Origin of the sequence: Vineibacter terrae, assembly GCF_008039615.1 — a bacterium.
Lineage (GTDB): Bacteria > Pseudomonadota > Alphaproteobacteria > Reyranellales > Reyranellaceae > Vineibacter > Vineibacter terrae.
In genome coordinates this window covers 62,081-87,616 of record NZ_VDUZ01000017.1, presented here as the reverse complement: position 1 = coordinate 87,616, position 25,536 = coordinate 62,081, and the positions used below count along the sequence as shown (strand labels likewise).

The 25,536-nt window shown below is 66.3% G+C and carries 27 protein-coding genes and 3 tRNA genes; 29 read left to right on the top strand and 1 reads right to left on the bottom strand.

Features of this window, described 5'->3' with window-relative positions:
- Positions 1-109: 109 nt before the first annotated feature.
- Complete coding sequence (gene rlmB, locus FHP25_RS16400) at positions 110-961, bottom strand: 23S rRNA (guanosine(2251)-2'-O)-methyltransferase RlmB (RefSeq protein ID WP_178133567.1); 852 nt, start codon at positions 959-961, stop codon at positions 110-112.
- A gap of 196 nt (positions 962-1,157) precedes the next feature.
- Here rlmB and FHP25_RS16395 point away from each other — a divergent pair.
- The 29 genes from FHP25_RS16395 (at position 1,158) to rplX (ending at position 25,526) form a co-directional block, all read left to right on the top strand.
- A tRNA-Tyr gene (locus tag FHP25_RS16395) sits at positions 1,158-1,243 on the top strand.
- A gap of 37 nt (positions 1,244-1,280) precedes the next feature.
- Positions 1,281-1,354, top strand: a tRNA-Gly gene (locus FHP25_RS16390).
- Between the two features lie 75 nt (positions 1,355-1,429).
- On the top strand, positions 1,430-2,620 hold the full coding sequence (gene tuf, locus FHP25_RS16385) for an elongation factor Tu (protein ID WP_147848011.1): 1,191 nt from the start codon (positions 1,430-1,432) through the stop codon (positions 2,618-2,620).
- A 44-nt stretch (positions 2,621-2,664) separates the two neighbouring features.
- Positions 2,665-2,740, top strand: a tRNA-Trp gene (locus FHP25_RS16380).
- Between the two features lie 77 nt (positions 2,741-2,817).
- On the top strand, positions 2,818-3,033 hold the full coding sequence (secE, locus tag FHP25_RS16375; protein WP_331461686.1) for a preprotein translocase subunit SecE: 216 nt from the start codon (positions 2,818-2,820) through the stop codon (positions 3,031-3,033).
- 2 nt (positions 3,034-3,035) lie between these two features.
- The gene (gene nusG, locus FHP25_RS16370; protein ID WP_147848020.1) at positions 3,036-3,572 is read left to right on the top strand and encodes a transcription termination/antitermination protein NusG; all 537 of its coding nucleotides are present in this window, start codon (positions 3,036-3,038) and stop codon (positions 3,570-3,572) included.
- Positions 3,573-3,842: 270 nt separating this feature from the next.
- Positions 3,843-4,271, top strand: a complete 429-nt coding sequence (gene rplK, locus FHP25_RS16365) for a 50S ribosomal protein L11 (protein ID WP_147848019.1) — start codon at positions 3,843-3,845, stop codon at positions 4,269-4,271.
- Between the two features lie 4 nt (positions 4,272-4,275).
- Positions 4,276-4,971, top strand: a complete 696-nt coding sequence (gene rplA, locus FHP25_RS16360; RefSeq protein ID WP_147848018.1) for a 50S ribosomal protein L1 — start codon at positions 4,276-4,278, stop codon at positions 4,969-4,971.
- A gap of 295 nt (positions 4,972-5,266) precedes the next feature.
- Positions 5,267-5,794, top strand: a complete 528-nt coding sequence (gene rplJ / locus FHP25_RS16355; RefSeq protein ID WP_147848017.1) for a 50S ribosomal protein L10 — start codon at positions 5,267-5,269, stop codon at positions 5,792-5,794.
- A 42-nt stretch (positions 5,795-5,836) separates the two neighbouring features.
- A complete protein-coding gene (gene rplL, locus FHP25_RS16350; protein WP_147848016.1) occupies positions 5,837-6,217 on the top strand; it encodes a 50S ribosomal protein L7/L12 in 381 nt (126 codons plus the stop codon).
- A 197-nt stretch (positions 6,218-6,414) separates the two neighbouring features.
- Positions 6,415-10,590 carry a DNA-directed RNA polymerase subunit beta gene (rpoB, locus tag FHP25_RS16345; RefSeq protein ID WP_147848015.1) on the top strand — a complete coding sequence of 1,392 codons (4,176 nt, stop codon included), beginning with the start codon at positions 6,415-6,417 and terminating at the stop codon, positions 10,588-10,590.
- Between the two features lie 83 nt (positions 10,591-10,673).
- Positions 10,674-14,867 carry a DNA-directed RNA polymerase subunit beta' gene (gene rpoC / locus FHP25_RS16340; RefSeq protein WP_147848014.1) on the top strand — a complete coding sequence of 1,398 codons (4,194 nt, stop codon included), beginning with the start codon at positions 10,674-10,676 and terminating at the stop codon, positions 14,865-14,867.
- Between the two features lie 438 nt (positions 14,868-15,305).
- Entirely contained in the window at positions 15,306-15,677 is a 372-nt protein-coding gene (rpsL, locus tag FHP25_RS16335) for a 30S ribosomal protein S12 (RefSeq protein WP_147848013.1), read from the top strand.
- 9 nt (positions 15,678-15,686) lie between these two features.
- The gene (gene rpsG, locus FHP25_RS16330) at positions 15,687-16,157 is read left to right on the top strand and encodes a 30S ribosomal protein S7 (RefSeq protein WP_146544052.1); all 471 of its coding nucleotides are present in this window, start codon (positions 15,687-15,689) and stop codon (positions 16,155-16,157) included.
- A 54-nt stretch (positions 16,158-16,211) separates the two neighbouring features.
- Complete coding sequence (fusA, locus tag FHP25_RS16325; RefSeq protein WP_147848012.1) at positions 16,212-18,314, top strand: elongation factor G; 2,103 nt, start codon at positions 16,212-16,214, stop codon at positions 18,312-18,314.
- Between the two features lie 33 nt (positions 18,315-18,347).
- A complete protein-coding gene (gene tuf / locus FHP25_RS16320) occupies positions 18,348-19,538 on the top strand; it encodes an elongation factor Tu (protein ID WP_147848011.1) in 1,191 nt (396 codons plus the stop codon).
- Between the two features lie 51 nt (positions 19,539-19,589).
- Positions 19,590-19,904 (top strand): 30S ribosomal protein S10, encoded by a 315-nt coding sequence (gene rpsJ, locus FHP25_RS16315; RefSeq protein ID WP_119263508.1) that lies wholly within the window; start codon positions 19,590-19,592, stop codon positions 19,902-19,904.
- Between the two features lie 25 nt (positions 19,905-19,929).
- Positions 19,930-20,688, top strand: a complete 759-nt coding sequence (gene rplC, locus FHP25_RS16310) for a 50S ribosomal protein L3 (RefSeq protein ID WP_147848010.1) — start codon at positions 19,930-19,932, stop codon at positions 20,686-20,688.
- A gap of 4 nt (positions 20,689-20,692) precedes the next feature.
- The gene (gene rplD / locus FHP25_RS16305; protein ID WP_147848009.1) at positions 20,693-21,313 is read left to right on the top strand and encodes a 50S ribosomal protein L4; all 621 of its coding nucleotides are present in this window, start codon (positions 20,693-20,695) and stop codon (positions 21,311-21,313) included.
- Positions 21,310-21,627 carry a 50S ribosomal protein L23 gene (locus FHP25_RS16300; protein WP_147848008.1) on the top strand — a complete coding sequence of 106 codons (318 nt, stop codon included), beginning with the start codon at positions 21,310-21,312 and terminating at the stop codon, positions 21,625-21,627. The genes rplD and FHP25_RS16300 overlap by 4 nt, the downstream gene beginning before the upstream one ends.
- 14 nt (positions 21,628-21,641) lie before the next feature.
- The gene (rplB, locus tag FHP25_RS16295) at positions 21,642-22,472 is read left to right on the top strand and encodes a 50S ribosomal protein L2 (RefSeq protein WP_147848007.1); all 831 of its coding nucleotides are present in this window, start codon (positions 21,642-21,644) and stop codon (positions 22,470-22,472) included.
- A 21-nt stretch (positions 22,473-22,493) separates the two neighbouring features.
- Positions 22,494-22,775 carry a 30S ribosomal protein S19 gene (gene rpsS / locus FHP25_RS16290; protein WP_147848006.1) on the top strand — a complete coding sequence of 94 codons (282 nt, stop codon included), beginning with the start codon at positions 22,494-22,496 and terminating at the stop codon, positions 22,773-22,775.
- Between the two features lie 8 nt (positions 22,776-22,783).
- Entirely contained in the window at positions 22,784-23,173 is a 390-nt protein-coding gene (gene rplV, locus FHP25_RS16285) for a 50S ribosomal protein L22 (protein ID WP_147848005.1), read from the top strand.
- Positions 23,173-23,856, top strand: a complete 684-nt coding sequence (gene rpsC, locus FHP25_RS16280) for a 30S ribosomal protein S3 (protein WP_147848004.1) — start codon at positions 23,173-23,175, stop codon at positions 23,854-23,856. Before rplV ends, rpsC begins: the two co-directional genes overlap by 1 nt.
- Positions 23,857-23,876: 20 nt before the next feature.
- On the top strand, positions 23,877-24,302 hold the full coding sequence (gene rplP, locus FHP25_RS16275; protein WP_147848003.1) for a 50S ribosomal protein L16: 426 nt from the start codon (positions 23,877-23,879) through the stop codon (positions 24,300-24,302).
- On the top strand, positions 24,302-24,547 hold the full coding sequence (gene rpmC / locus FHP25_RS16270) for a 50S ribosomal protein L29 (protein WP_147848002.1): 246 nt from the start codon (positions 24,302-24,304) through the stop codon (positions 24,545-24,547). The genes rplP and rpmC overlap by 1 nt, the downstream gene beginning before the upstream one ends.
- Before the next feature lie 10 nt (positions 24,548-24,557).
- A complete protein-coding gene (rpsQ, locus tag FHP25_RS16265; protein WP_147848001.1) occupies positions 24,558-24,800 on the top strand; it encodes a 30S ribosomal protein S17 in 243 nt (80 codons plus the stop codon).
- A gap of 20 nt (positions 24,801-24,820) precedes the next feature.
- The gene (gene rplN / locus FHP25_RS16260; protein ID WP_119263519.1) at positions 24,821-25,189 is read left to right on the top strand and encodes a 50S ribosomal protein L14; all 369 of its coding nucleotides are present in this window, start codon (positions 24,821-24,823) and stop codon (positions 25,187-25,189) included.
- 13 nt (positions 25,190-25,202) lie between these two features.
- Positions 25,203-25,526, top strand: coding sequence for a 50S ribosomal protein L24 (gene rplX, locus FHP25_RS16255; protein WP_218578411.1), 324 nt, complete (start codon positions 25,203-25,205; stop codon positions 25,524-25,526).
- Positions 25,527-25,536 lie beyond the last annotated feature (10 nt).

The following is a 25,536-nucleotide window of genomic DNA, read 5'->3' as shown; positions in this document are numbered from 1 at the left end:
CAACATCGGAATGAAGCGCCGATAAATCTATCACAGCCATGCGGGGATTGTAACGGTCGACGCGGTATCGGCCTCTAAAGCAAGCTATGCGGGAATTTAAGATAGTCCGTTAATTATCTGATAATAAAGATTTTCTACTTAATTCATAAAGTGATATCGCAGCTGCGTTCGAGACGTTCAGGCTCGGCATCGCGCCTTTCATGGGCAGCCGCACCAGCAGGTCGCAGTGCTCGAGGGTGAGGCGCCGCAGGCCCTCGCCCTCGGCGCCCAGCGCCAGGACGAGGCGGCCGTCCATGTCGGCGTCGGCCAGGGCCTTGTCGCCGCGCTCGTCGAGGCCCAGCACCCAGAAGCCGGCTGCCTTCAGCTGCTCGAGCGCGCGGCTGAGGTTCACGACACGCACCAGCGGCACCCGTTCCAGGGCGCCGGACGCGGCCTTGGCGAGGGTGCCGGTTTCCTCGGGCGCGTGCCGTTCCGTGACGATCACGCCGGCGGCGCCGAAGGCTTCGGCCGAGCGCAGGATGGCGCCCACGTTGTGCGGGTCGGTGACCTGGTCGAGCGCCAGGACCAGGGCCCGGTCCCCGGCGGCGGCGATGATGTCCTCCAGTGCCGCGTCGAGCAGGGGGGAGACGGCGGCGAGGAAGCCCTGATGCACCGCGCCCGCCGGCAGGCGCTCGGCGATGCGCTCGCGCGGCACGATCTCGGGCTGCGGCGGCTGCGGCAGGCCGGCAAGATCGGCCGCCGCACGGTCGGCGGCGTCCTGCGTCATCATCAGCCGAAAGATGCGGCGTTCGGGGTTGGCCAGGGCCGCCAGCACCGGGTGGCGGCCGTAGACCCAGACTTGTCCGCCGCCGGGCGCGCGTGGGGCATCGCGACGGGATGGGGGCAGGGGGCCGGCAGGGCGCTGCTCGCGGCGCGGCCCGTGTGGGCGGTGCTCGCCGCGATCCTTGGAGCGGTCTTTCATATGACGCATGGTGGGGCCATATAGGGGGCGTCAACTCGCTTGGCAAATCGACGGGAGGCGACGCCGGCGGCCGCCTTTTTGAAGTCTGGCATCGCCAATGACGCTTGTGCATCGTCTTTGTCTTGACGCAAGCCGTTGGATTTGCTGTATCCCGCGCCGGCCGGATGGCCGGTGCGTAGCGTAGTGTCGTAGCGTCGGAGGGGTGGCCGAGCGGTCAATGGCAGCTGACTGTAAATCAGCCGGTTTACACCTACGAAGGTTCGAATCCTTCCCCCTCCACCACGCGCCCCCGGAAGCGGGCGGCCGGCCAAGCGGGTTCGCGGGTGTAGCTCAATGGTAGAGCTCCAGCCTTCCAAGCTGGCTACGTGGGTTCGATTCCCATCACCCGCTCCAACCCGCGGTGGCGCTGTCGCCGCCAGCCAGTGACAAGCGGCCCGCAGGCCGTGATCTGATCGAGGCACCTGAACCATGTCGAAGAGCAAGTTCGAGCGGAACAAGCCGCACGTGAACATCGGAACGATCGGGCACGTTGACCATGGCAAGACATCGCTGACGGCGGCGATCACGAAGATCCTGGCGCGGACAGGCGGTGCGACGTTCACGGCGTACGACCAGATTGACCGGGCGCCTGAGGAGCGCGAGCGCGGCATCACGATCTCGACGGCGCATGTTGAGTACGAGACGGCGAACCGGCACTACGCGCACGTGGACTGCCCCGGTCACGCGGACTACGTGAAGAACATGATCACGGGCGCGGCGCAGATGGACGGTGCGATCCTGGTGGTTTCAGCGGCGGACGGTCCGATGCCGCAGACGCGGGAGCACATCCTGCTGGCGCGCCAGGTCGGGGTGCCGGCGCTGGTGGTGTTCATGAACAAGGTGGACATGGTTGACGACCCCGAGCTGTTGGACCTTGTGGAGCTTGAGGTGCGGGAGCTTCTGTCGTCGTACCAGTTCCCCGGGGACCAGATCCCGGTGATCCGTGGCTCGGCGCTGTGCGCGCTGGAGGACAAGCAGCCCGAGATCGGCGAGCAGGCGGTGCTGAAGCTGATGGAGGCGGTTGACGCGTACATTCCGCAGCCGATGCGCGACAAGGACAAGCCGTTCCTGATGCCGATCGAGGACGTGTTCTCGATCTCGGGTCGCGGGACGGTTGTGACGGGCCGTGTGGAGCGCGGTGTGGTGAAGGTCGGCGAGGAGATCGAGATCGTTGGCCTGAAGGACACGGTCAAGACGGTGGTGACGGGCGTTGAGATGTTCCGCAAGCTGCTGGACCAGGGCGAGGCGGGGGACAACATCGGCGCGCTGCTGCGCGGCACGAAGCGCGAGGACGTTGAGCGCGGCCAGGTTCTGGCGCGGCCCGGGTCGATCACGCCGCACACGCAGTTTCATGCCGAGGCGTACATCCTGACGAAGGAGGAGGGCGGTCGCCACACGCCGTTCTTCACGAACTACCGTCCGCAGTTTTACTTCCGCACGACGGACGTGACGGGTGTGTGCAAGCTGCCCGAGGGCACGGAGATGGTGATGCCGGGCGACAATGCGCGGATGGAGGTCGAGCTGATCCAGCCGATCGCGATGGATGAGGGCCTGCGCTTCGCCATCCGCGAAGGCGGCCGCACCGTCGGCGCCGGCGTCGTCACCAAGATCGTCAAGTAGGGCTTCTATGCTGCGCCGTCCGGTGGTAGGGATGGCGCGACCCTAGGAGTGTAGCTCAGTTGGTAGAGCATCGGTCTCCAAAACCGAGGGCCGGGGGTTCGAGTCCCTCCACTCCTGCCAGATATTCGCTTCTCCCCGCCCTCAGCGGGGAGAAGCGCGTTCTGGACATTCGCGGGACCCGCCGCTAGGAAGCGCGGTTGCTTTCCGCCAACCCCGTCGGAACTATGAAGAATCCCGTCGAATTCGTCCGTGAAGTGCGCCAGGAGGCCGGGAAGATCACCTGGGCCGGTCGGCGCGAGACGATGGTGACCACCGGCATGGTGTTCGTCTTCGTCACCATCGCGGCCATCTTCTTTCTCCTGGTCGACAAGGTCATCTCCCTGGTCGTCCAGTCCCTGCTGAGGTTGATCTGACCATGGCGCTCCGTTGGTACGTGGTGCACGCCTATTCCGGCTTCGAGAACAAGGTGGCGCAGTCGATCCGCGAGCAGGCGGAGAAGAAGGGCATGACGCCCTTGATTCCCGAGGTGCTGGTGCCGACCGAGGAGGTCGTCGAGCTGCGCCGTGGCACCAAGGTGAATGCCGAGCGCAAGTTCTTTCCGGGCTATGTGCTGGCTCGCATGGAGCTGACCGACGAGACCTGGCACCTGGTCAAGAACACGCCGAAGGTCACGGGCTTCCTGGGCGGCGGCAAGGCCGGCCGGCCAGTGCCGATCACCGACGCGGAGGCTGGCCGCATCCTCAAGCAGGTGCAGGAGGGCATCGAGCGGCCCAAGCCGTCGGTGATGTTCGAGATCGGCGAGCAGGTGAAAGTGTCGGACGGCCCGTTCGCCTCCTTCAACGGCACCGTCGAGGAGATCGACGAGGAGAAGCAGCGTCTCAAGGTCTCGGTCTCGATCTTCGGCCGCGCCACGCCGGTCGAGCTCGACTACGGCCAGGTCGACAAGGTCTAGCAAGGGGGCGGCAGTTCCGGTCGCGGCCGTTTTTCCGTGATGGCGCGGTAAAGAAAAAGCTTGCAAATCGATGGGTTTGTGGTAGGAGGCGCCTCCCGAAAGGCTGGCGCAACTGCCGGCCTTTCGGTTTTGTTGTCGGCAGCATTTGAATGTCTTGGAATATCAAGGGTTTGAAGCTGCGGCACCCCAGCCGCTCAGGCGGCTGCAGAACGTGCGGGAGGCTTGCCATGGCCGTACCGCGCGCCCGTCCATAAGGTAGGAGGGTCACGAATGGCCAAAAAGATTCAGGCCTATGTCAAATTGCAGGTGCCGGCGGGCAAAGCCAACCCGTCGCCGCCGATCGGTCCGGCGCTGGGCCAGCAGGGCGTCAACATCATGGAGTTCTGCAAGCAGTTCAACGCCCGGACGCAGAAGCTGGAACCGGGGATGCCGATTCCGGTCGTGATCACGGTCTTCCAGGACCGCAGCTTCACCTTCGTCACCAAGAGCCCGCCCAACAGCTATTTCATCATGAAGGCGGCCGGCATCGAGAAAGGCGCCAAGAATATCGGCACCCAGGTCGTCGGCAAGGTCACGGTGGAGCAGCTCGAGGAGATCGCCAAGGCCAAGATGCCCGATCTCAACTGCGAGACCGTCGAGGCCGCCGTCAGCATGCTGAAGGGGTCGGCCCGGTCCATGGGCGTCCAGGTGGTGGAGTAAGGCCATGGCGAAACCAGGCAAGCGCTTCCGCAAGGCGAGCGAAGGTGTCGAGCGCGGCAAGGCCTACGGGCTTACCGATGCCGTCAAGATCGTCAAATCAGGCGCCAAGGCGAAGTTCGACGAGACCATCGAGATCGCGATGAATCTCGGCATCGACCCGCGCCACGCCGACCAGATGGTGCGCGGCGTCGTCGAGCTGCCCAACGGCACCGGCAAGACGCTGCGTGTGGCGGTGTTCGCGCGCGGCGACAAGGCCGAGGCGGCCAAGGCGGCGGGGGCCGACATTGTCGGCGCCGAAGATCTGGCCGAGAAGATCACGGCCGGTGAGATGAACTTCGACCGCTGCATTGCGACGCCCGACATGATGGGCATCGTCGGCCGGCTGGGCAAGGTGCTGGGTCCGCGCGGCTTGATGCCGAACCCGAAGCTGGGCACCGTGACACCCGATGTCGCAACTGCCGTCAAGGCAGCCAAGGCCGGCCAGGTGGAGTTCCGTGCCGAGAAGGCCGGCATCGTGCATGCCGGCGTCGGCAAGGCGAGCTTCAGCGAGCAGGCGATCACGGAGAACGTCAAGGCGTTCGTCGGCGCGATCAGCCGCGCCAAGCCGACCGGGGCCAAGGGCACCTTCATCCAGAAGGTGTCGCTCAGCTCGACCATGGGGCCCGGCGTCAAGCTCGACGTCGCGACCCTGCAGGGCTGAGCCTGCAAGGCCCAGCCGTGACGAGATTGGCCGGCGGGTTCGCCCATCGGCCGATGGGAGCCATCTCCTCGGAGGTGGCTCCGACCTGTCCGAGACCGCCGGCGCCAATCCTTCGGGGGCGGCTTAAAGGGGCGACCCGCCTGCGCAGACGGTGGAACGGGAATGACGAGGTGGCCAGTCCCCTCCGAGCCCGGTCTTCCGGGATGGGAAACCGGGCCGCGCCCGACAGAGGGGCGGTTCTTGTGTAGTCGGTCCGATCCGCTGCGGCAGGTCGGGCCATGTTCGGAGACGTCAAGTGAACCGCTCTGAGAAGGCAGAGCTGATCGCTTCGCTGAACAAGGACTTCCAGGCCGTCAACCTGCTGGTGGTGACTCGCCAGTCGGGCCTGACGGTGACGGAAGTTTCCGACCTGCGCCGCAAGGTGCGGGCAGCGGGCGCCAGCTACAAAGTGTCGAAGAACCGGCTCACCCGTCTCGCTTTGGAAGGGACGGCGTTCAAGGATATCGGCTCGTTTCTGACGGGTCCGACCGCGATCGCCTCGTCCAAGGATCCGGTTGCCGCGGCCAAGGCGGTTTCTGCCTTTGCCAAGGACAACGAGAAGCTGACCATCGTCGGCGGCTCGCTGAACGGCCAGACGCTGGACGCCGAGGGCGTCAAGCAGCTGGCGGCGCTGCCGTCGCTCGATGAGCTGCGGGCCAGTCTGCTGGCGCTGTTGCAGACGCCGGCAACCCGCATCGCCGGTGTCGTGCAGGCGCCGGCCGGCCAGCTGGCGCGCGTCATGGGCGCGTACGGATCCAAGGACACTTCCGGCCAGGCGGCTTAAGCCGATCGCCAACGCCAACATCGGGATATTCGGAGAAAGACAATGGCTGCCAATTTGGAACAGATCGTCGACCAGCTCTCGGCGCTGACCGTCATCGAGGCGGCGCAGCTCAGCAAGCTGCTGGAAGAGAAGTGGGGCGTTTCGGCCGCCGCGCCGGTTGCGGTCGCTGCCGCGCCGGGCGCAGGTGCCGCGCCGGCCGCCGCCGAGCAGAAGGACGAGTTCACCGTCGTGCTCGCCGCTGCCGGCGACAAGAAGATCAACGTCATCAAGGTCGTGCGCGAGCTGACCGGCCTGGGCCTGAAGGAGGCCAAGGACCTGGTCGAGGCCGCTCCGAAGGCGGTCAAGGAGAGCGTGCCCAAGGCCGACGCCGACAAGATGAAGGCGAAGCTCGAGGCCGAAGGCGCCAAGGTCGAGCTGAAGTAAGCAACGTTCTCCTGGGGGCGTCAGGCGGCAAGCCGGCGCCCCCAGGGGCCCCTTCATCGGACCGGCGCCTTGCACCGCCGGTCCCGTCAAGTGGCCCTCTGCAACGGATGGGATTGGCGACGTAGCGGATCGCCGGTTCCGAGACAGCAGTCGGGGTTTGTCCGCCTCGCCCTCTCGCGGAAGTGCCGAGGAAGAGCATGGCCACGTCATTCAACGCCCGTACCCGGATTCGTCGCCCGTTTGGCCGCATCGCCGCCGCCGCGCCGATGCCGAACCTGATCGAGGTCCAGAAGAGCTCGTACGATCAGTTCCTGCAGATGCACGTGCCGCCGGAGAAGCGCACCAATATCGGCCTGCAGGAAGTGTTCCGCGGCGTCTTCCCGATCAAGGATTTCGCCGAGCGTGCCAGCCTCGAGTTCGTGAAGTTCGAGTTCGAGGAGCCCAAGTACGACGTCGAGGAATGCCAGCAGCGCGGCATCACCTATTCGGCGCCGCTGAAGCTCACGCTGCAGCTCGTCGTCTGGGACGTCGACGAGGAGACCGGCTCGCGCTCGATCCGCGACATCAAGGAGCAGGACGTCTACATGGGCGACATGCCGCTCATGACGGCCAACGGCACCTTCGTCGTGAACGGCACCGAGCGCGTCATCGTCTCGCAGATGCACCGCTCGCCGGGCGTGTTCTTCGACCACGACAAGGGCAAGACCCATTCGTCGGGCAAGTACCTGTTCGCCGCCCGCATCATCCCCTATCGCGGCTCGTGGCTCGACTTCGAGTTCGACGCCAAGGACCTGATCCATGTCCGCATCGACCGTCGCCGCAAGCTGCCGGTGACGACGCTGCTGCTGGCGCTCGACAACGACGAGACGGCCAAGAAGCGCGCCGAGCTGCAGACCAAGAGCAAGCAGCTCGAGCCCGGCGAGGCGGTGGGCCTGTCGCAGGAGGACGTCCTGTCGGCATTCTACGGCCAGCACGTCTACAAGCGCGACAAGGAAGGCTGGCGCACCGACTTCGACGCCGACGCGCTGCGCGGCACCAAGCTGACGCACGATCTGGTCAACGCCAAGACCAACAAGGCGGTGGCCGAGGCCGGCACCAAGATGACTCCGCGGCTCCTGAACCGCTTGGCCGAGCAGGGCCTCAAGGAGATCCGCGTCCTCGATGAGGAGCTGGTCGGCAAGTACGCGGCCCGCGACGTGATCAATGAGAAGACGGGCGAGATCTACATCGAGGCCGGTCACGAGATCACCGAGGCGACGCTGAAGACGTTTGCCGAGAACAAGATCGACGCGCTGGAAGTGCTCGCCATCGACCATGTCAGCGTCGGCGGCTATCTGCGCAACACGCTGATGGCGGACAAGAACCAGACGCGCGAGGACGCGCTGATGGAGATCTACCGCGTCATGCGTCCGGGCGAGCCGCCTACCGTGGAGACGGCCGAGACGCTGTTCAACGGCCTGCTGTTCGACCCCGAGCGCTACGACCTCTCGGCCGTCGGCCGCGTCAAGATGAACATGCGCCTGGGCTTCGAGGGCGTGCCCGACTCGGTGCGCGTGCTGCGCCGCGAGGACATCATCGCCGTGGTCAAGGTGCTGCATGATCTGAAGGACGGCCGCGGCGAGATCGACGACATCGACCATCTCGGCAACCGCCGGGTGCGCTCGGTCGGCGAGCTGATGGAGAACCAGTACCGGGTCGGCCTGCTGCGCATGGAGCGCGCGATCCGCGAGCGCATGAGCTCGATCGACATCGACACCGTGATGCCGCACGACCTGATCAACGCCAAGCCGGCGGCGGCGGCGGTGCGCGAGTTCTTCGGCTCCTCGCAGCTCAGCCAGTTCATGGACCAGACCAACCCGCTGTCGGAGGTGACGCACAAGCGCCGCCTGTCGGCGCTCGGGCCGGGCGGCCTGACCCGCGAGCGCGCCGGCTTCGAGGTGCGCGACGTGCATCCGACGCACTATGGCCGCATCTGCCCGATCGAAACGCCGGAAGGCCCCAATATCGGCCTGATCAACTCGCTGGCCACCTATGCCCGCGTCAACCAGTACGGCTTCATCGAAAGCCCGTACCGCAAGGTGGCCGGCGGCAAGGTCGGCGACGAGGTCATCTACCTGTCGGCCATGGAGGAAGGGCGCTACACCATCGCCCAGGCCAACGCCGAGCTCGACCCGCGCGGCCGCTTCGCCGACGAGCTGGTGTCCTGCCGCAAGGGCGGCGAATACATCCTGGCGCGGCCCGACACCATCGATTTCATCGACGTGTCGCCCAAGCAGGTCGTGTCGGTGGCGGCGGCGCTCATCCCGTTCCTCGAGAACGACGACGCCAACCGCGCCCTGATGGGCTCGAACATGCAGCGTCAGGCGGTGCCGCTGCTGCGTGCCGATGCGCCGCTGGTCGGCACCGGCATGGAGGAGATCGTCGCACGCGATTCGGGCGTCACCATCGTCGCCCGCCGGTCCGGCGTGGTCGATCAGGTCGACGCGACGCGCATCGTCGTGCGCGCCACCGAGGACACCGGTCCCGGCACCCCGGCGGTCGACATCTACAACCTGCTGAAGTTCCAGCGGTCGAACCAGAGCACCTGCATCACGCAGAAGCCCCTGGTGAAGGTCGGCGACACGGTGCGGCGCGGCGAGATCATCGCCGACGGCCCCTCGACGCACAACGGCGAGCTGGCCCTGGGCCGCAACGTGCTGGTCGCGTTCATGCCCTGGAACGGCTACAACTTCGAGGACTCGATCCTGATCTCCGAGCGGATCGTCAGCGACGACGTCTTCACCTCGATCCACATTGAGGAGTTCGAGGTGATGGCCCGCGACACCAAGCTGGGCCAGGAGGAGATCACCCGCGATATCCCCAACGTCGGCGAGGAAGCGCTGCGCAACCTCGACGAGGCGGGCATCGTCTATATCGGCGCCGAGGTGCAGGCCGGCGACATCCTGGTCGGCAAGGTGACGCCCAAGGGCGAATCGCCGATGACTCCGGAAGAGAAGCTGCTGCGCGCCATCTTCGGCGAGAAGGCCTCCGACGTGCGCGACACCTCGCTGCGGGTGCCGCCGGGCGTGCAGGGCACGATCGTCGAGGTCCGCGTCTTCAACCGCCGCGGCGTCGACAAGGACGAGCGTGCGCTGGCGATCGAGCGCGATCAGATCGAGCGCCTGGCCAAGGACCGCGACGACGAGAAGGCGATCCTGGAGCGCAGCTTCTACGGCCAGCTGCAGGCGCTGCTTCTGGGCGAGACCGTGTCCGGCGGCCTGAAGGGCGCCAAGGCGGGCACCAAGATCACCGAGAAGGTGCTCTCGGAGTTCACGCCCGGCCAGTGGCGCCAGATCGCCGTCAAGGAAGACGCGCGGATGAAGCAGATCGAGGCGCTGAACGCACAGTTCGACGAATCGCTCAAGCGGCTGCAGGACCGCTTCGAGAACAAGGTCGACAAGCTGCAGCGCGGCGACGAGCTGCCGCCGGGCGTGATGAAGATGGTCAAGGTCTTCGTGGCCGTGAAGCGCAAGCTGCAGCCGGGCGACAAGATGGCCGGCCGCCACGGCAACAAGGGCGTGATCTCGCGCATCATGCCGGCCGAGGACATGCCGTACCTCGAGGACGGCACGCCGGTCGACATCGTGCTCAACCCGTTGGGCGTGCCCAGCCGCATGAACGTCGGCCAGATCCTCGAGACCCATCTCGGCTGGGCCTCGGCCGGCCTCGGGCGCAGGCTCGGCCAGCTGGCCGGGCAGGTCAACGATGGCCTGGTCAAGGCCGCCGATCTGCGGCGCTCGTTGAAGGACATCTACGGCGAGCGGGCCTACAAGTCGGACGTCGCCGACCTGTCGGATGAGCAGGTCGTGCAGCTGGGCAGCAACCTCAGCCACGGCGTGCCGTTCGCCTCGCCGGTGTTCGATGGCGCGCGCGAGGACGACATCGTCACCATGCTGGAGCAGGCGGGGCTGGACAAGTCCGGCCAGGTGACACTGGTCGACGGCCGCACCGGCGATCCGTTCGCCCGCAAGGTCACCGTCGGCTACATCTACATGCTGAAGCTGCACCACCTGGTCGACGACAAGATCCACGCCCGCTCGATCGGCCCCTACAGCCTGGTCACCCAGCAGCCGCTGGGCGGCAAGGCGCAGTTCGGCGGCCAGCGCTTCGGCGAGATGGAGGTGTGGGCGCTGGAGGCCTACGGCGCCGCCTACACGCTGCAGGAGATGCTGACCGTGAAGTCGGACGACGTGTCGGGCCGCACCAAGGTCTACGAGGCCATCGTGCGCGGCGACGACACCTTCGAGGCCGGCATCCCCGAATCGTTCAACGTGCTGGTCAAGGAGCTGCGCTCGCTGGGCCTCAACGTCGAGCTCGAACACAAGCCCCTCTAGGGACGGCGCCACCGCCGTCCCGCCTTTAGCCCTCTTACGGAACAAGAGCCGCCACAGGCGGCGCGCGTCAGGAGTATCGGACCATGACCGACCTGATCAACGTCCTCGGGCAGCCCCAGGGCCCGCAGACCTTCGACTACATCCGCATCGCGATCGCGAGCCCGGAGCGCATCCGCTCGTGGAGCTACGGCGAGATCAAGAAGCCGGAGACCATCAACTACCGCACGTTCAAGCCGGAGCGGGACGGGCTGTTCTGCGCCCGCATCTTCGGCCCGATCAAGGACTACGAGTGCCTGTGCGGCAAGTACAAGCGGATGAAGTTCCGCGGCATCATCTGCGAGAAGTGCGGCGTCGAGGTGACCCTGACCAAGGTGCGCCGCGAGCGCATGGGCCACATCGAGCTCGCCTCGCCGGTGGCGCATATCTGGTTCCTCAAGTCGCTGCCCAGCCGCATCGGGCTGCTGCTCGACATGACGCTCAAGGATCTCGAGCGCATCCTGTACTTCGAGAACTACGTCGTCATCGAGCCGGGCATGACCTCGCTGAAGTACCGCGAGCTGCTGTCCGAGGAGCAGTACATCCGGGCCCAGGAGGAGCACGGCGAGGAGAACTTCACCGCCAAGATCGGTGCCGAGGCGCTCAAGGACATGCTGGTCGGCATCGACCTGGAGCAGGAGCGCAAGACGCTGCGTGAGGACCTCAAGGAGACGACGTCCGAGGCCAAGCGCAAGAAGCTGGTCAAGCGCCTGAAGATGATCGAGGCCTTCGTCGAGTCGGGCGCCCGGCCCGAGTGGATGATCCTCGAGGTCGTGCCGGTCATTCCGCCTGAGCTGCGTCCGCTGGTGCCGCTGGACGGCGGCCGGTTCGCGACGTCGGACCTCAACGACCTCTACCGCCGCGTCATCAACCGCAACAACCGCCTGAAGCGGCTGATCGAGCTGCGCGCGCCCGACATCATCGTGCGCAACGAGAAGCGCATGCTGCAGGAGGCTGTCGACGCGCTGTTCGACAACGGCCGCCGCGGCCGCGTCATCACCGGCGCCAACAAGCGGCCGCTGAAGTCGCTCAGCGACATGCTCAAGGGCAAGCAGGGCCGCTTCCGGCAGAACCTGCTGGGCAAGCGCGTCGACTACTCGGGCCGCTCGGTGATCGTGGTCGGTCCCGAGCTGAAGCTGCACCAGTGCGGCCTGCCCAAGAAGATGGCGCTGGAGCTGTTCAAGCCGTTCATCTACTCGCGCCTGCAGGCCTACGGCATGGCCAACACCATCAAGGCGGCCAAGCGCATGGTGGAGAAGGAGCGGCCGGAGGTGTGGGACATCCTCGAGGAGGTGATCCGCGAGCATCCCGTGCTGCTCAACCGCGCGCCCACCCTGCACCGCCTGGGCATCCAGGCGTTCGAGCCGGTGCTGATCGAAGGCAAGGCGATCCAGCTGCATCCGCTGGTCTGCACCGCCTTCAACGCCGACTTCGACGGCGACCAGATGGCGGTGCACGTGCCGCTGTCGCTGGAGGCCCAGCTCGAGGCCCGCGTGCTGATGATGTCGACCAACAACATCCTCAGCCCGGCCAACGGCAAGCCGATCATCGTGCCGTCGCAGGACATCGTGCTCGGCATCTACTACATCACCATGGAGCGTGAGGGCGAGCCCGGCGAGGGCATGGCCTTCGCCGACATGGGCGAGATCCAGCATGCGCTGGAAGCCGGCGCCGTCACCCTGCACTCCAAGATCAAGGCCCGCCTGCACACGGTCGACGAGCAGGGCAATCCGGTGACGCGTGTGGTCGGCACCACGCCCGGCCGCATGCTGCTGTCGGAGATCCTGCCGCGGCACCAGAACGTGCCGTTCTCCCTGGTCAACACGCTGCTCATCAAGAAGGACGTGCAGAACGTCATCGACGCGGTCTACCGCCACTGCGGCCAGAAGGAGACGGTGATCTTCGCCGACCGCCTGATGGCGCTGGGCTTCAGCCAGGCGTGCAAGGCCGGCATCTCCTTCGGCAAGGACGACCTCGTCATCCCGGCGCGCAAGGAGAAGCTGGTCACCGACACCCAGAAGGAGGTGAAGGAGTACGAGCAGCAGTATCAGGAAGGCCTGATCACCGCCGGCGAGAAGTACAACAAGGTCGTCGACGCCTGGACGCGCTGCTCGGAGAAGGTCGCCGAGGAGATGATGCGGGGCATCTCGACGCCGAAGAAGGGCGAGCCGATCAATTCGGTGCACATGATGTCCCACTCCGGCGCCCGCGGCTCGGCGGCGCAGATGAAGCAGCTCGCCGGCATGCGCGGCCTGATGACCAAGCCGTCGGGCGAGATCATCGAGACGCCGATCATCGCCAACTTCAAGGAAGGCCTGTCGGTGCTCGAGTACTTCAACTCGACCCACGGCGCCCGCAAGGGCCTGGCCGACACGGCGCTCAAGACGGCGAACTCGGGCTACCTCACCCGCCGCCTGGTCGACGTGGCGCAGGACTGCATCGTCACCGAGCCGGATTGCGGCACCAAGCACGGCCTTGCCATGCGCGCGGTGATGAACGGCCCGCACACGATCGAGCCGCTGGGCGAGCGTATCCTCGGGCGCTCGGCGCTGGAGGACATCGTCGACCCGCTGAACGGCAATGTGATCGTCGAAACCGGCGAGCTCATCCAGGAGGACGACGTCGACGCCATCGGCAAGGCCGGCATCGAGGAGGTCAAGATCCGCTCGGTGCTGACCTGCGAGACCAAGTGGGGCGTGTGCGCCACCTGCTACGGCCGCGACCTGGCGCGCGGCACGCCGGTCAACATCGGCGAGGCCGTGGGCGTCATCGCCGCCCAGTCGATCGGCGAGCCCGGCACGCAGCTCACGATGCGTACCTTCCACATCGGCGGCGCCGCCCAGCGCGCCGCCGAGCAGTCCAACGTCGAGGCCTCGCATGACGGCCGTGTGGTGGTGAAGAACCGCAACATCGTCATCAACGGCGAGGGCGTGCCGGTCGTCATGGGCCGCAACACCGAGCTGGTGCTGATCGACGCCAACGAGCGCGAGCGTGCCCGCTTCCGCGTGCCCTACGGCTCGCGCCTGCTGGTCGACAACGACGTGCAGGTGACCAAGGGCCAGAAGCTCGCGGAATGGGATCCCTACACGCTGCCGGTCATCACCGAGAAGAGCGGCACCGCGACCTATGTCGACCTGGTCGAAGGCACCTCCATGCGCGAGGTCATCGACGAGGCGACCTACATCTCCAACCGCGTCGTCGTCGACTGGAAGGGCCAGTCGCGTGGCGGCGACCTGCGGCCGCGCATCGCCATCATGGACGAGGAGGGCAAGCCCGTCCTGCTCGCCAACGGCCAGGAGGCCCGCTACCCGCTGCTCGTCGACTCGGTGCTGTCGGTCGAGAACGGCCAGGCGGTCAAGGCCGGCGACGTGCTCGCGCGCATCCCGCGCGAAGGCAGCAAGACGCGCGACATCACCGGCGGTCTGCCGCGCGTGGCCGAGCTGTTCGAGGCGCGCAAGCCCAAGGATTTCGCGATCATCAGCGAGATGCCCGGCCGCGTCGAGTTCGGCAAGGACTACAAGAACAAGCGCCGCCTGCTGGTGGTGCCCGCCGACGGCGGCGATCCGGTGGAATACCTGATCCCGAAGGGCAAGCGCATCAGCGTCCAGGAAGGCGACTTTGTCGAGCGCGGCGACCTGCTGATGGACGGCAACCCCGTGCCCCACGACATCCTGCGCGTGCTGGGCATCGAGGAGCTGGCCAAGTACCTCGTCAACGAGATCCAGGACGTCTACCGGCTGCAAGGCGTGAAGATCAACGACAAGCACATCGAGACGATCGCGCGTCAGATGCTGCAGAAGATCGAGATCGTCGACCCTGGCGAATCCACCTTCCTGATCGGGGAGCAGGTCGAGAAGCTGGAGTTCGAGGAGACCAACGCCAAGCTCGAGACCGAAGGCCTCAGGCCGGCCAAGGGCGAGCCGGTGCTGCTGGGCATCACCAAGGCGAGCCTGCAGACCAAGTCGTTCATCTCGGCGGCGTCGTTCCAGGAGACCACCCGCGTGCTCACCGAGGCGTCCGTGTCCGGCCGCGTCGACACGCTGCTCGGCCTCAAGGAGAACGTCATCGTCGGGCGGCTGATCCCGGCCGGCACGGGCGGCGTCATGAACCGGCTGAAGGAGATCGCGGCCAAGCGCGACCGTGAGATGCTGGAGGCGCAGGCGGTTCCGGCGCCGGCCGCCGCCACGCCGATGGAGCAGCCGGACGAGCAGGCGCTGCGGGAGAAGGTGCCCGCCGAGTAAGGTAGGCTTGCAACCACAAGATATGGGCCGCCTCTCCCGGGAGGCGGCCCAATTGTTTGTGGGAAGGCCCGGCTTGAGGCAATTTAATTGCCCTATTGTCGGGATTTGCGACTCACTTTGAGTGCGACGTCAAACCTCGGAAAAAACGTCGCTTTTTACGCCTGTATGCTTGACGGCACGGGGTGCGGCCCATATAACCCGCCCACTTTTCGGAGGGACTGGCGGTAGGCGAGAGCCTAGACGCAGTTTCGCCCGACAGGTACCGCGACAGACACTGCTTCGGCCGATCTGGTAGGCCGTCCACCCGAAAGGGCAAAGCCAGCGCTCGTTGGCTATTGGCGTTTCGGCATTCCCTCTGGGGAGAGGACGGCGTGCTCAGGTCGGGCAAGTGGTGAACGGCGGCAAGTTTCAGGCGGTCGGTCGAAGGATCGGAGACGGATGCCCACCATCAACCAGTTGATTCGCAAGGCGCGGATCGCTCCGGTGTACCGCAACAAGGTGCCGGCGATGCAGTCCTGCCCGCAGAAGCGGGGCGTCTGCACACGCGTCTACACGACAACGCCGAAGAAGCCGAACTCGGCCCTGCGCAAGGTCGCCAAGGTGCGCCTGACCAACGGTTACGAGGTGGTGAGCTACATTCCGGGCGAGGGCCACAACCTGCAGGAGCACTCGGTGGTCATGATCCGGGGCGGCCGCGTCAAGGATCTGCCGGGCGTGCGCTACCACATCATCCGCGGCACGCTGGACACGCAGGGCGTCAAGGACCGCAAGCAGCGGCGCTCGAAGTACGGCGCCAAGCGACCGAAGTAGGAGCCTGCCATGTCCCGCCGCCGCCGCGCCGAGAAGCGCGAAATCAACCCGGACGCCAAGTTCGGCGACCTCGTGCTCAGCAAGTTCATGAACACGCTGATGTACGACGGCAAGAAGTCGGTTGCCGAAGGCATCGTCTACGGCGCCCTGGACCGTATCGAGGAGCGTGCCAAGCAGGAGCCGCTGCCGGTGTTCCACGAGGCGATCGAGAACGTGAAGCCGGCGGTCGAGGTGCGCTCGCGCCGTGTCGGCGGCGCCACCTATCAGGTGCCGGTCGAGGTTCGCCCCGAGCGGCGCCAGGCGCTGGCGATCCGCTGGATCATCCAGGCCGCGCGCAGCCGCTCGGAGAACAGCATGGTCGACAAGCTGTCGGCCGAGCTGCTGGATGCCGCCAACCGTCGCGGCGCCGCGGTCAAGAAGCGCGAAGATACTCACCGCATGGCCGACGCCAACAAGGCGTTCGCCCACTACCGCTGGTAGCCGGTCCGTTCCCCTCGGACTGGCCCGCCATTCGCCCAGAAGGTCGCCAACACCATGGCCCGCACTACTCCCATCGAGCGCTACCGAAACATCGGTATCATGGCGCATATCGACGCCGGCAAGACGACGACGACCGAGCGCATCCTCTATTACACCGGCAAGAGCTATAAGATCGGTGAGGTGCACGACGGCGCTGCGACCATGGATTTCATGGAGCAGGAGCAGGAGCGCGGCATCACCATCACGTCGGCGGCCACGACGTGTTTCTGGAAGCCGACCGAAGGTCCGTTCAGCGGCGAGCAGTACCGGGTCAATATCATCGATACGCCAGGCCACGTTGACTTCACCATCGAGGTCGAGCGCTCGCTGCGCGTGCTCGACGGTGCCGTCTGCGTGTTCGACTCGGTGGCCGGCGTCGAGCCGCAGTCCGAGACCGTGTGGCGCCAGGCCGACAAGTACGGCGTGCCGCGCATGTGCTTCGTCAACAAGATGGACCGCACCGGCGCCAACTTCTGGCGTACGGTCGACATGATCAAGGACCGGCTCGGGTCGGTGCCGCTGGTCACCCAGATTCCGATCGGCACCGAGTCGGGCTTCAAGGGCGTCGTCGACCTGGTCGCCAACAAGGCGATCGTGTGGCTCGAGGAGACGTTGGGCGCCAAGTTCGAGCACGCCGACATCCCTGACGACCTGAAGGAGCAGGCGGCGGAGTACCGCGCCAAGCTGGTCGAGCTGGCTGTCGAGCAGGACGACGAGACGCTGGAGAAGTATCTCGGCGGCGAGGAGCCGGACTACCCGACGCTGATCAAGTGCATCCGCAAGGGCACGATCTCGTATGCGTTCGTACCGGTGCTGTGCGGCTCGTCCTTCAAGAACAAGGGCGTGCAGCCGATGTTGGACGCCGTGGTGAACTACCTGCCGGCGCCGAACGACCGGCCGGACGTGAAGGGCACCAACGTCAAGACGGGCGAGCCCGATACGCGGCCCAGCCGGGATGACGCGCCGTTCTCCGGCCTGGCGTTCAAGATCATCTCCGACCCGCATGTCGGCTCGCTGACCTTCGTGCGCGTCTACTCCGGTGTGCTGCAGAAGAGCAGCGGCGTGCTGAACAGCACCAAGGACCGCTCCGAGCGCGTCGGCCGCATGTTGCTGATGCATGCCAACAACCGCGAGGATATCGACGAGTCGCGGGCAGGCGACATCGTGGCGCTGGCCGGGCTCAAGACGGTCACCACCGGCGACACGCTGTGCGATCCCAAGTCGGCGGTGATCCTCGAGAAGATGGACTTCCCGGAGCCGGTCATCGAGCTCGCGATCGAGCCGAAGACCAAGGGTGACCAGGAGAAGATGTCCCAGGCGCTAGGGAAGCTGGTGCAGGAGGATCCCACCTTCCGCGTCCAGACCGACCCGGAGAGCGGGCAGACCATCATCAAGGGCATGGGCGAGCTCCATCTCGAGATCAAGGTCGACATCCTCAAGCGCACCTACAAGGTCGATTGCAACGTCGGCGCGCCGCAGGTCGCCTATCGCGAGACCCTGGGCCGCCGTGTCGAGCACGACTACACGCACAAGAAGCAGACCGGCGGTTCGGGCCAGTTCGCCCGCATCAAGCTGGTGTTCGAGCCGGGCGAGCCGGGTTCGGGCTACGCGTTCGCCAGCGAGGTCGTCGGCGGCACGGTGCCGAAGGAATACATCCCCGGCGTCGAGAAGGGCTTGGCGGCGTCGCGCGAGACCGGTGTGCTGGCCGGGTTCCCGGTGATCGACTTCTCGGTAAAGCTGATCGACGGCGCCTATCATGACGTCGACTCCAGCGTGCTGGCCTTCGAGATCGCGGCCCGCGCCGCGTTCCGAGAGGCGCTGCAGAAGGCCCAGTGCAAGCTGCTGGAGCCGATCATGAAGGTCGAGGTCGTGACGCCGGAGGACTACATGGGCGACTGCATCGGTGACCTCAACAGCCGCCGCGGCACGATCCAGGGCATGGAAGCGCGCGGCAACGCGCAGGTCATCAATGCCATGGTGCCGCTGGCCAACATGTTCGGCTACGTGAACACGCTGCGCTCGATGACCCAGGGACGCGCGGCGTACTCGATGGTGTTCGACCACTACGCGCCGGTGCCGCAGGCCGTGGCCGACGAAGTGGTTGCGAAGCTGGCGTAAGCCCGAATCAGGTGATCCGGAAGGAACAGAACCATGTCGAAGAGCAAGTTCGAGCGGAACAAGCCGCACGTGAACATCGGAACGATCGGGCACGTTGACCATGGCAAGACATCGCTGACGGCGGCGATCACGAAGATCCTGGCGCGGACAGGCGGTGCGACGTTCACGGCGTACGACCAGATTGACCGGGCGCCTGAGGAGCGCGAGCGCGGCATCACGATCTCGACGGCGCATGTTGAGTACGAGACGGCGAACCGGCACTACGCGCACGTGGACTGCCCCGGTCACGCGGACTACGTGAAGAACATGATCACGGGCGCGGCGCAGATGGACGGTGCGATCCTGGTGGTTTCAGCGGCGGACGGTCCGATGCCGCAGACGCGGGAGCACATCCTGCTGGCGCGCCAGGTCGGGGTGCCGGCGCTGGTGGTGTTCATGAACAAGGTGGACATGGTTGACGACCCCGAGCTGTTGGACCTTGTGGAGCTTGAGGTGCGGGAGCTTCTGTCGTCGTACCAGTTCCCCGGGGACCAGATCCCGGTGATCCGTGGCTCGGCGCTGTGCGCGCTGGAGGACAAGCAGCCCGAGATCGGCGAGCAGGCGGTGCTGAAGCTGATGGAGGCGGTTGACGCGTACATTCCGCAGCCGATGCGCGACAAGGACAAGCCGTTCCTGATGCCGATCGAGGACGTGTTCTCGATCTCGGGTCGCGGGACGGTTGTGACGGGCCGTGTGGAGCGCGGTGTGGTGAAGGTCGGCGAGGAGATCGAGATCGTTGGCCTGAAGGACACGGTCAAGACGGTGGTGACGGGCGTTGAGATGTTCCGCAAGCTGCTGGACCAGGGCGAGGCGGGGGACAACATCGGCGCGCTGCTGCGCGGCACGAAGCGCGAGGACGTTGAGCGCGGCCAGGTTCTGGCGCGGCCCGGGTCGATCACGCCGCACACGCAGTTTCATGCCGAGGCGTACATCCTGACGAAGGAGGAGGGCGGTCGCCACACGCCGTTCTTCACGAACTACCGTCCGCAGTTTTACTTCCGCACGACGGACGTGACGGGTGTGTGCAAGCTGCCCGAGGGCACGGAGATGGTGATGCCGGGCGACAATGCGCGGATGGAGGTCGAGCTGATCCAGCCGATCGCGATGGATGAGGGCCTGCGCTTCGCCATCCGCGAAGGCGGCCGCACCGTCGGCGCCGGCGTCGTCACCAAGATCGTCAAGTAGTCAAGGCACCGGGCGCGGCGAGGTTCGCCGCGCTGCGCCACGGAGCAGGTCATGGACAGCACCAATATCCGCATCCGGCTTAAAGCCTTCGATCATCGCATCCTCGACCAGTCGACGAGCGAGATCGTCAGCACGGCCAAGCGAACCGGCGCCCGCGTGCGCGGGCCGATTCCGCTGCCGACCCGGATCGAGCGTTTCACCGTGAACCGCTCGCCGCACATCGACAAGAAGTCGCGCGAGCAGTTCGAGATGCGCACGCACAAGCGCGTGCTCGATATCGTCGATCCGACGCCGCAGACCGTGGACGCGCTGATGAAGCTCGACCTCGCCGCCGGCGTCGACGTCGAGATCAAGCTCGGCCAGTAACGGGCAGGAGCGAGGGGATTCAACCATGCGTACCGGACTGGTCGCACAAAAGGTCGGCATGACCCGCGTCTTCAACGACGCCGGCGAGCATGTGCCAGTGACCGTGCTGAAGCTGGACAACGTCCAGGTCGTGGCTGTCCGCACCGAGGAGAAGAACGGCTACAACGCCGTTCAGCTCGGCATCGGCAAGGGCAAGGTCAAGGCCAAGAAGAAGAAGAACGGCACGGCGATGCGCGGCCGCGGCATGTCGGACGCCATGCGCGTCTACTTCGACAAGGCAGGCGTGCCGCCCAAGCGCAAGCTGGTCGAGTTCCGGGTCAGCAAGGACGCCTTGCTGCCGGTCGGCGCCGAGATTGCTGCCACGCATTTCCTGGCCGGCCAGTTCGTGGACGTCACCGGCACCAGCCTCGGCAAGGGGTTCGCCGGCGCCATGAAGCGCTGGAACTTCCGCGGCCTGGAAGCCACCCACGGCGTGTCGATCTCGCATCGCAGCCACGGCTCGACCGGCAACCGCCAGGATCCCGGCCGCACCTTCCCCAACAAGAAGATGGCGGGTCACCTGGGCGCCGAGCGCGTCACCACCCAGAACCTCAAGGTCGTGTCGACCGACGTCGAGCGCGGCCTGATCCTGGTCCAGGGTGCCGTGCCCGGCTATGAGGGCGCCTATGTGCTGATCCGCGATGCGGCCAAGCGCAAGGCCCCCGGCGACGTGCCGTTCCCGGCCGGGTTGAAGACGGCGGCGGCAGATGCGCCGGCGGCTGACGCCGAAGCGAACAAGGGCTGATGTCATGAAGCTCAATGTCGTTACCATTGACGGCGCGGAAGCCGGTGAGATCGAGCTCGCCGACGCCGTGTTCGCCGCCCCGGTGCGCAAGGACATCCTGCAGCGCTGCGTCGTGTGGCAGCTGGCGCGCCGTCGCGCCGGCACGCACAAGTCCAAGGGCCGTTCCGAGGTCAAGGCCACGTCCAAGAAGGCGTGGTCGCAGAAGGGCACCGGCCGGGCCCGCCACGGCAACCGCGCCGCGCCGCAGTTCCGCGGCGGCGGCAAGGCCTTCGGTCCGGTCAACCGCAGCCACGAGATCGACCTGCCCAAGAAGGTGCGCAAGATGGCGCTGCGCTCGGCGCTGGCCGCCAAGGCGGCCGACGGCAAGCTGATGGTGCTCGATGCCGCCACGGTGGCCGAGCCCAAGACCGGCCAGCTGGCCGCCTCGCTGAAGAAGCTCGGCATCGGCAGCGCGCTGATCATCGGCGGCGCCGAGATCGAGATCAACTTCGCCCGCGCCGCGCGCAACATCGCCCAGCTCGACGTGCTGCCGCAGCAGGGTGCCAACGTCTACGACATCCTGCGTCGTGACACGCTCGTGCTCACCCGCGACGCGGTCAAGCATCTCGAGGAGCGCCTGCAATGAGCGTCGCCGCCAAGCCGACCCTGTCGCGCGCGCGCATGTACGAGCTCGTGCGCCGGCCGGTCATCACCGAGAAGTCGACCCATGGCAGCGCCCATGGCCAGGTGACGTTCGAGGTTCCGATCGACGCCAGCAAGCCTGAGATCAAGGCTGCCGTCGAGGGCCTGTTCAACGTCAAGGTCAAGGCGGTGAACACCATCGTGGTCGGCGGCAAGAAGAAGGTCTTCCGTGGCATCCGCGGCCAGCGCGGCGACTGGAAGAAGGCTGTCGTCTCGTTGGTCGAGGGCAGCAAGATCGACGTCACCACGGGTCTGTGAGGCAGGGCTGAACCATGGCACTGAAAACCTACAAGCCGGTGACGCCGTCGCTCCGCCAGCTCGTGCTGGTGGACCGGTCGGGGTTGCACAAGGGCAAGCCTGTCAAGGCGTTGACCGAGGGCAAGCACAACACCGGCGGCCGCAACAATCATGGCCGCATCACCGGTCCGCATCGCGGCGGCGGCCACAAGCGCCGCTATCGCACGGTCGACTTCAAGCGCCGCAAGTTCGACATGCCGGCGACGGTGGAGCGCCTGGAGTATGATCCCAACCGCACCGCGTTCCTCGCCCTGGTCAAGTACCAGGACGGCGAGCTGGCCTACATCCTGGCGCCGCAGCGCCTGAAGGCCGGCGACCAGGTGGTGTCGGGCGGGCGCGTCGACATCAAGCCGGGCAACGCCATGCCGCTGGCCAGCATGCCGGTGGGCACCATCGTGCACAACGTCGAGATGAAGCCGGGCAAGGGCGGCCAGATCGCCCGCTCGGCCGGCACCTACTGCCAGCTCGTCGGCAAGGATGCGGGCTACGCCCAGCTCAAGCTGTCCTCGGGCGAGGTGCGCATGGTGCGCGGCGAGTGCCTGGCCACGGTCGGCGCGGTCAGCAACCCCGACCAGCAGAACGTGAACTACGGCAAGGCCGGCCGCATGCGCTGGCTGGGCCGCAAGCCGGTCAATCGTGGTGTGGCGATGAACCCCATCGATCACCCGCATGGCGGCGGCGAGGGACGCACCTCGGGCGGACGCCATCCGGTGACGCCGTGGGGCAAGCCGACCAAGGGCAAGAAGACTCGCAGCAACAAGTCGACGGATCGCTTTATCGTCCGTCGCCGCCACGCGGCGCGCTGAGCGGGTCAGAGGAGGACGATCGTGGCACGTTCCGTCTGGAAAGGTCCGATGGTGGACGGCTATCTGCTGAAGAAGGCAGATGCCGCCCGTCAGTCGACCCGCAACGAAATCATCAAGACCTGGTCGCGGCGCTCGACCATCCTGCCGCAGTTCGTCGGGCTCACGTTCGGCGTCTACAACGGCCACAAGTTCATCCCGGTGCAGGTGAACGAGGAGATGGTCGGTCACAAGTTCGGCGAGTTCGCGCCGACCCGCGTGTTCCACGGCCATGCCGGCGGTGGCGACAAGAAGGTCTCGAGGTAGGGCGGATCATGAGCAAGCCAGCCTCCCCCCGCCATCTGGCGGAGACCGAAGCCAAGGCGGTGGCGCGGATGATCCGCGTCAGCCCGCGCAAGCTCAACCTCGTGGCCGGGCAGATCCGCGGCATGACCGCGTCGGCCGCGGTCAACGAGCTCAAGTTCTCGCGCAAGCGCATCGCCGCCGACGTGTGCAAGGCGCTGGAGTCGGCGATCGCCAATGCCGAGAACAACCACCAGCTCGACGTCGATCGCCTGGTGGTCAGCGAAGCCAGCGTCGGCAAGGCGCTGGTCCTGAAGCGCTTCCACGCCCGTGCCCGCGGCCGCGGCGCCGGCATCCTGAAGCCGTTCAGCAACCTCACCATCGTGGTGAAGGAACGCGAGCAGGCGGAGGAGACGGAGTAATGGGTCAGAAAGTCAACCCGATCGGGCTTCGCCTGGGCGTCAACCGCACCTGGGACTCGCGCTGGTACGCCGGAGCCGACTACGCCAACCTGCTGCATGAGGACCTGCGGCTGCGCAAGTTCCTGCGCGGGCGTCTGGCGCAGGCCGGCGTCAGCAAGATCGTGATCGAGCGCCCGGCCAAGAAGGCACGCGTGACCATTCACACGGCACGCCCCGGCGTGGTGATCGGCAAGAAGGGTGCCGACATCGAGAAGCTGCGCCAGGACCTGGCCAAGCTCTCGAGCTCGGGCGAGGTCAGCCTCAACATCGTCGAGATCCGCAAGCCCGAGATCGACGCCACCCTGATCGCCGAGAGCATCGCCCAGCAGCTCGAGCGCCGCGTCGCGTTCCGCCGCGCCATGAAGCGCGCCGTGCAGTCGGCCATGCGGCTGGGCGCCGGCGGCATCCGCATCAACTGCTCCGGCCGCCTGGGTGGCGCCGAGATCGCGCGCATGGAGTGGTACCGCGAGGGCCGCGTGCCGCTGCATACGCTGCGCGCCGATGTCGACTACGGCACCGCCACGGCCTTCACCACGTTCGGCACGTGCGGCGTCAAGGTCTGGGTGTTCAAGGGCGAGATCATGGCCCACGACCCGATGGCCCAGGACAAGCTCGCCGCCGAGGCGCAGCAGGGCCGGACCTGATTGGAAGGTAGATTGCCGCCATGTTGAGTCCCAAGAGAACCAAGTTCCGCAAGGCCTTCAAGGGCCGGATCAGCGGTGTCGCCAAGGGCGGCACGACGCTGGCCTTCGGCACCTACGGCCTTAAGGCGCTGCAGCCCGAGCGCGTGACCGCACGCCAGATCGAAGCCGCTCGCCGCGCCATCACCCGCCACATGAAGCGTACCGGCCGCGTCTGGATCCGCCTGTTCCCGGACGTGCCGGTGTCGAGCAAGCCGGCCGAGGTCCGCATGGGCAGCGGCAAGGGCGCGCCCGAGTTCTGGGCGTGCCGCGTCAAGCCGGGCCGCATCATGTTCGAGATCGACGGCGTGCCGGAGCCGGTGGCCAAGGAGGCCTTCGCGCTGGGCGCCGCCAAGCTGCCGATCAAGACCAAGTTCGTGACCCGCAGCATGACGGTTGGAGGCGCATGATGAGCAAGGCAGCCGACCTGCAGGCCAAGACCGTGGACGAGCTCAAGACGCAGCTCATCGACCTGCGCAAGGAGTCCTTCAACCTTCGTTTCCAGAAGGCCAGCGGCCAGCTCGACAACACCGCCCGCATGCGACGCGTGAAGCGCGATATCGCGCGCATCCGCACGGTGCTGGTGCAGAAGACCGACAACACAGCACGGGCCCGCCGCGCCCGCCTTCAGGCGGCGAAGAAGGCCGCAGGCTGAGGAGCCCAAGATGCCGAAGCGAATTCTGCAGGGCGTCGTCGTCAGCGACAAGATGGACAAGACCATCGTCGTCGAGGTCGAACGTCGCGTCCAGCATCCGATCTACAAGAAGTTCATTCGCCGCTCCAAGCGGTACCACGCGCACGACGAGACCAACGCCATCAAGGTCGGTCAGACGGTGCGCATCATCGAGAGCCGGCCGCTGAGCAAGACCAAGCGGTGGGTGGTCCTCACGGAGCAAGCGGCGTCCTGACGCTGCCAAGGAGCTAGACCATGATCCAGATGCAGACGAACCTGGACGTCGCCGACAACTCCGGCGCGCGCAGGGTGCAGTGCATCAAGGTGCTGGGCGGGTCCAAACGCAAGACCGCCACGATCGGCGACGTCATCGTCGTGTCGATCAAGGACGCCATTCCGCGCGGCAAGGTCAAGAAGGGTGAGGTGCATCGGGCGGTGATCGTGCGCACGGCGCGCGAGATCCGGCGGCCCGACGGCAGCGCCATCCGCTTCGACCGCAACGCCGCGGTGCTGATCACCAAGCAGGACGAGCCGATCGGGACCCGCATCTTCGGACCGGTGACGCGCGAGCTGCGCGCGCGCAAGTTCATGAAGATCATCTCGCTCGCGCCCGAGGTGCTGTAAGGAGCGCCCAGACATGCCGAAGATGAAGATCAAGAAGGGCGACCGCGTGATCGTGATCGCGGGTCGCGACAAAGGCAAGCAGGGCGAGGTCACGCGCGTGCTGCCCGAGGAGAACCGTGTGGTGATCTCGGGCATCAATGTCCGCAAGCGCCATCGCAAGGCTCGCAACCAGGCCGAGCAGAGCCAGATCGTGTCGTTCGAGGCGCCGATTCACGCCTCCAACGTCGCTCACATCGACCCGTCGAGCGGCAAGCCGACGCGTGTCGGCTACAAGTTCCTCGAGGACGGCCGCAAGGTGCGCGTGGCCCGCGCATCGGGCGAGCAGATCGACCGCTGAGGAGGAAGAA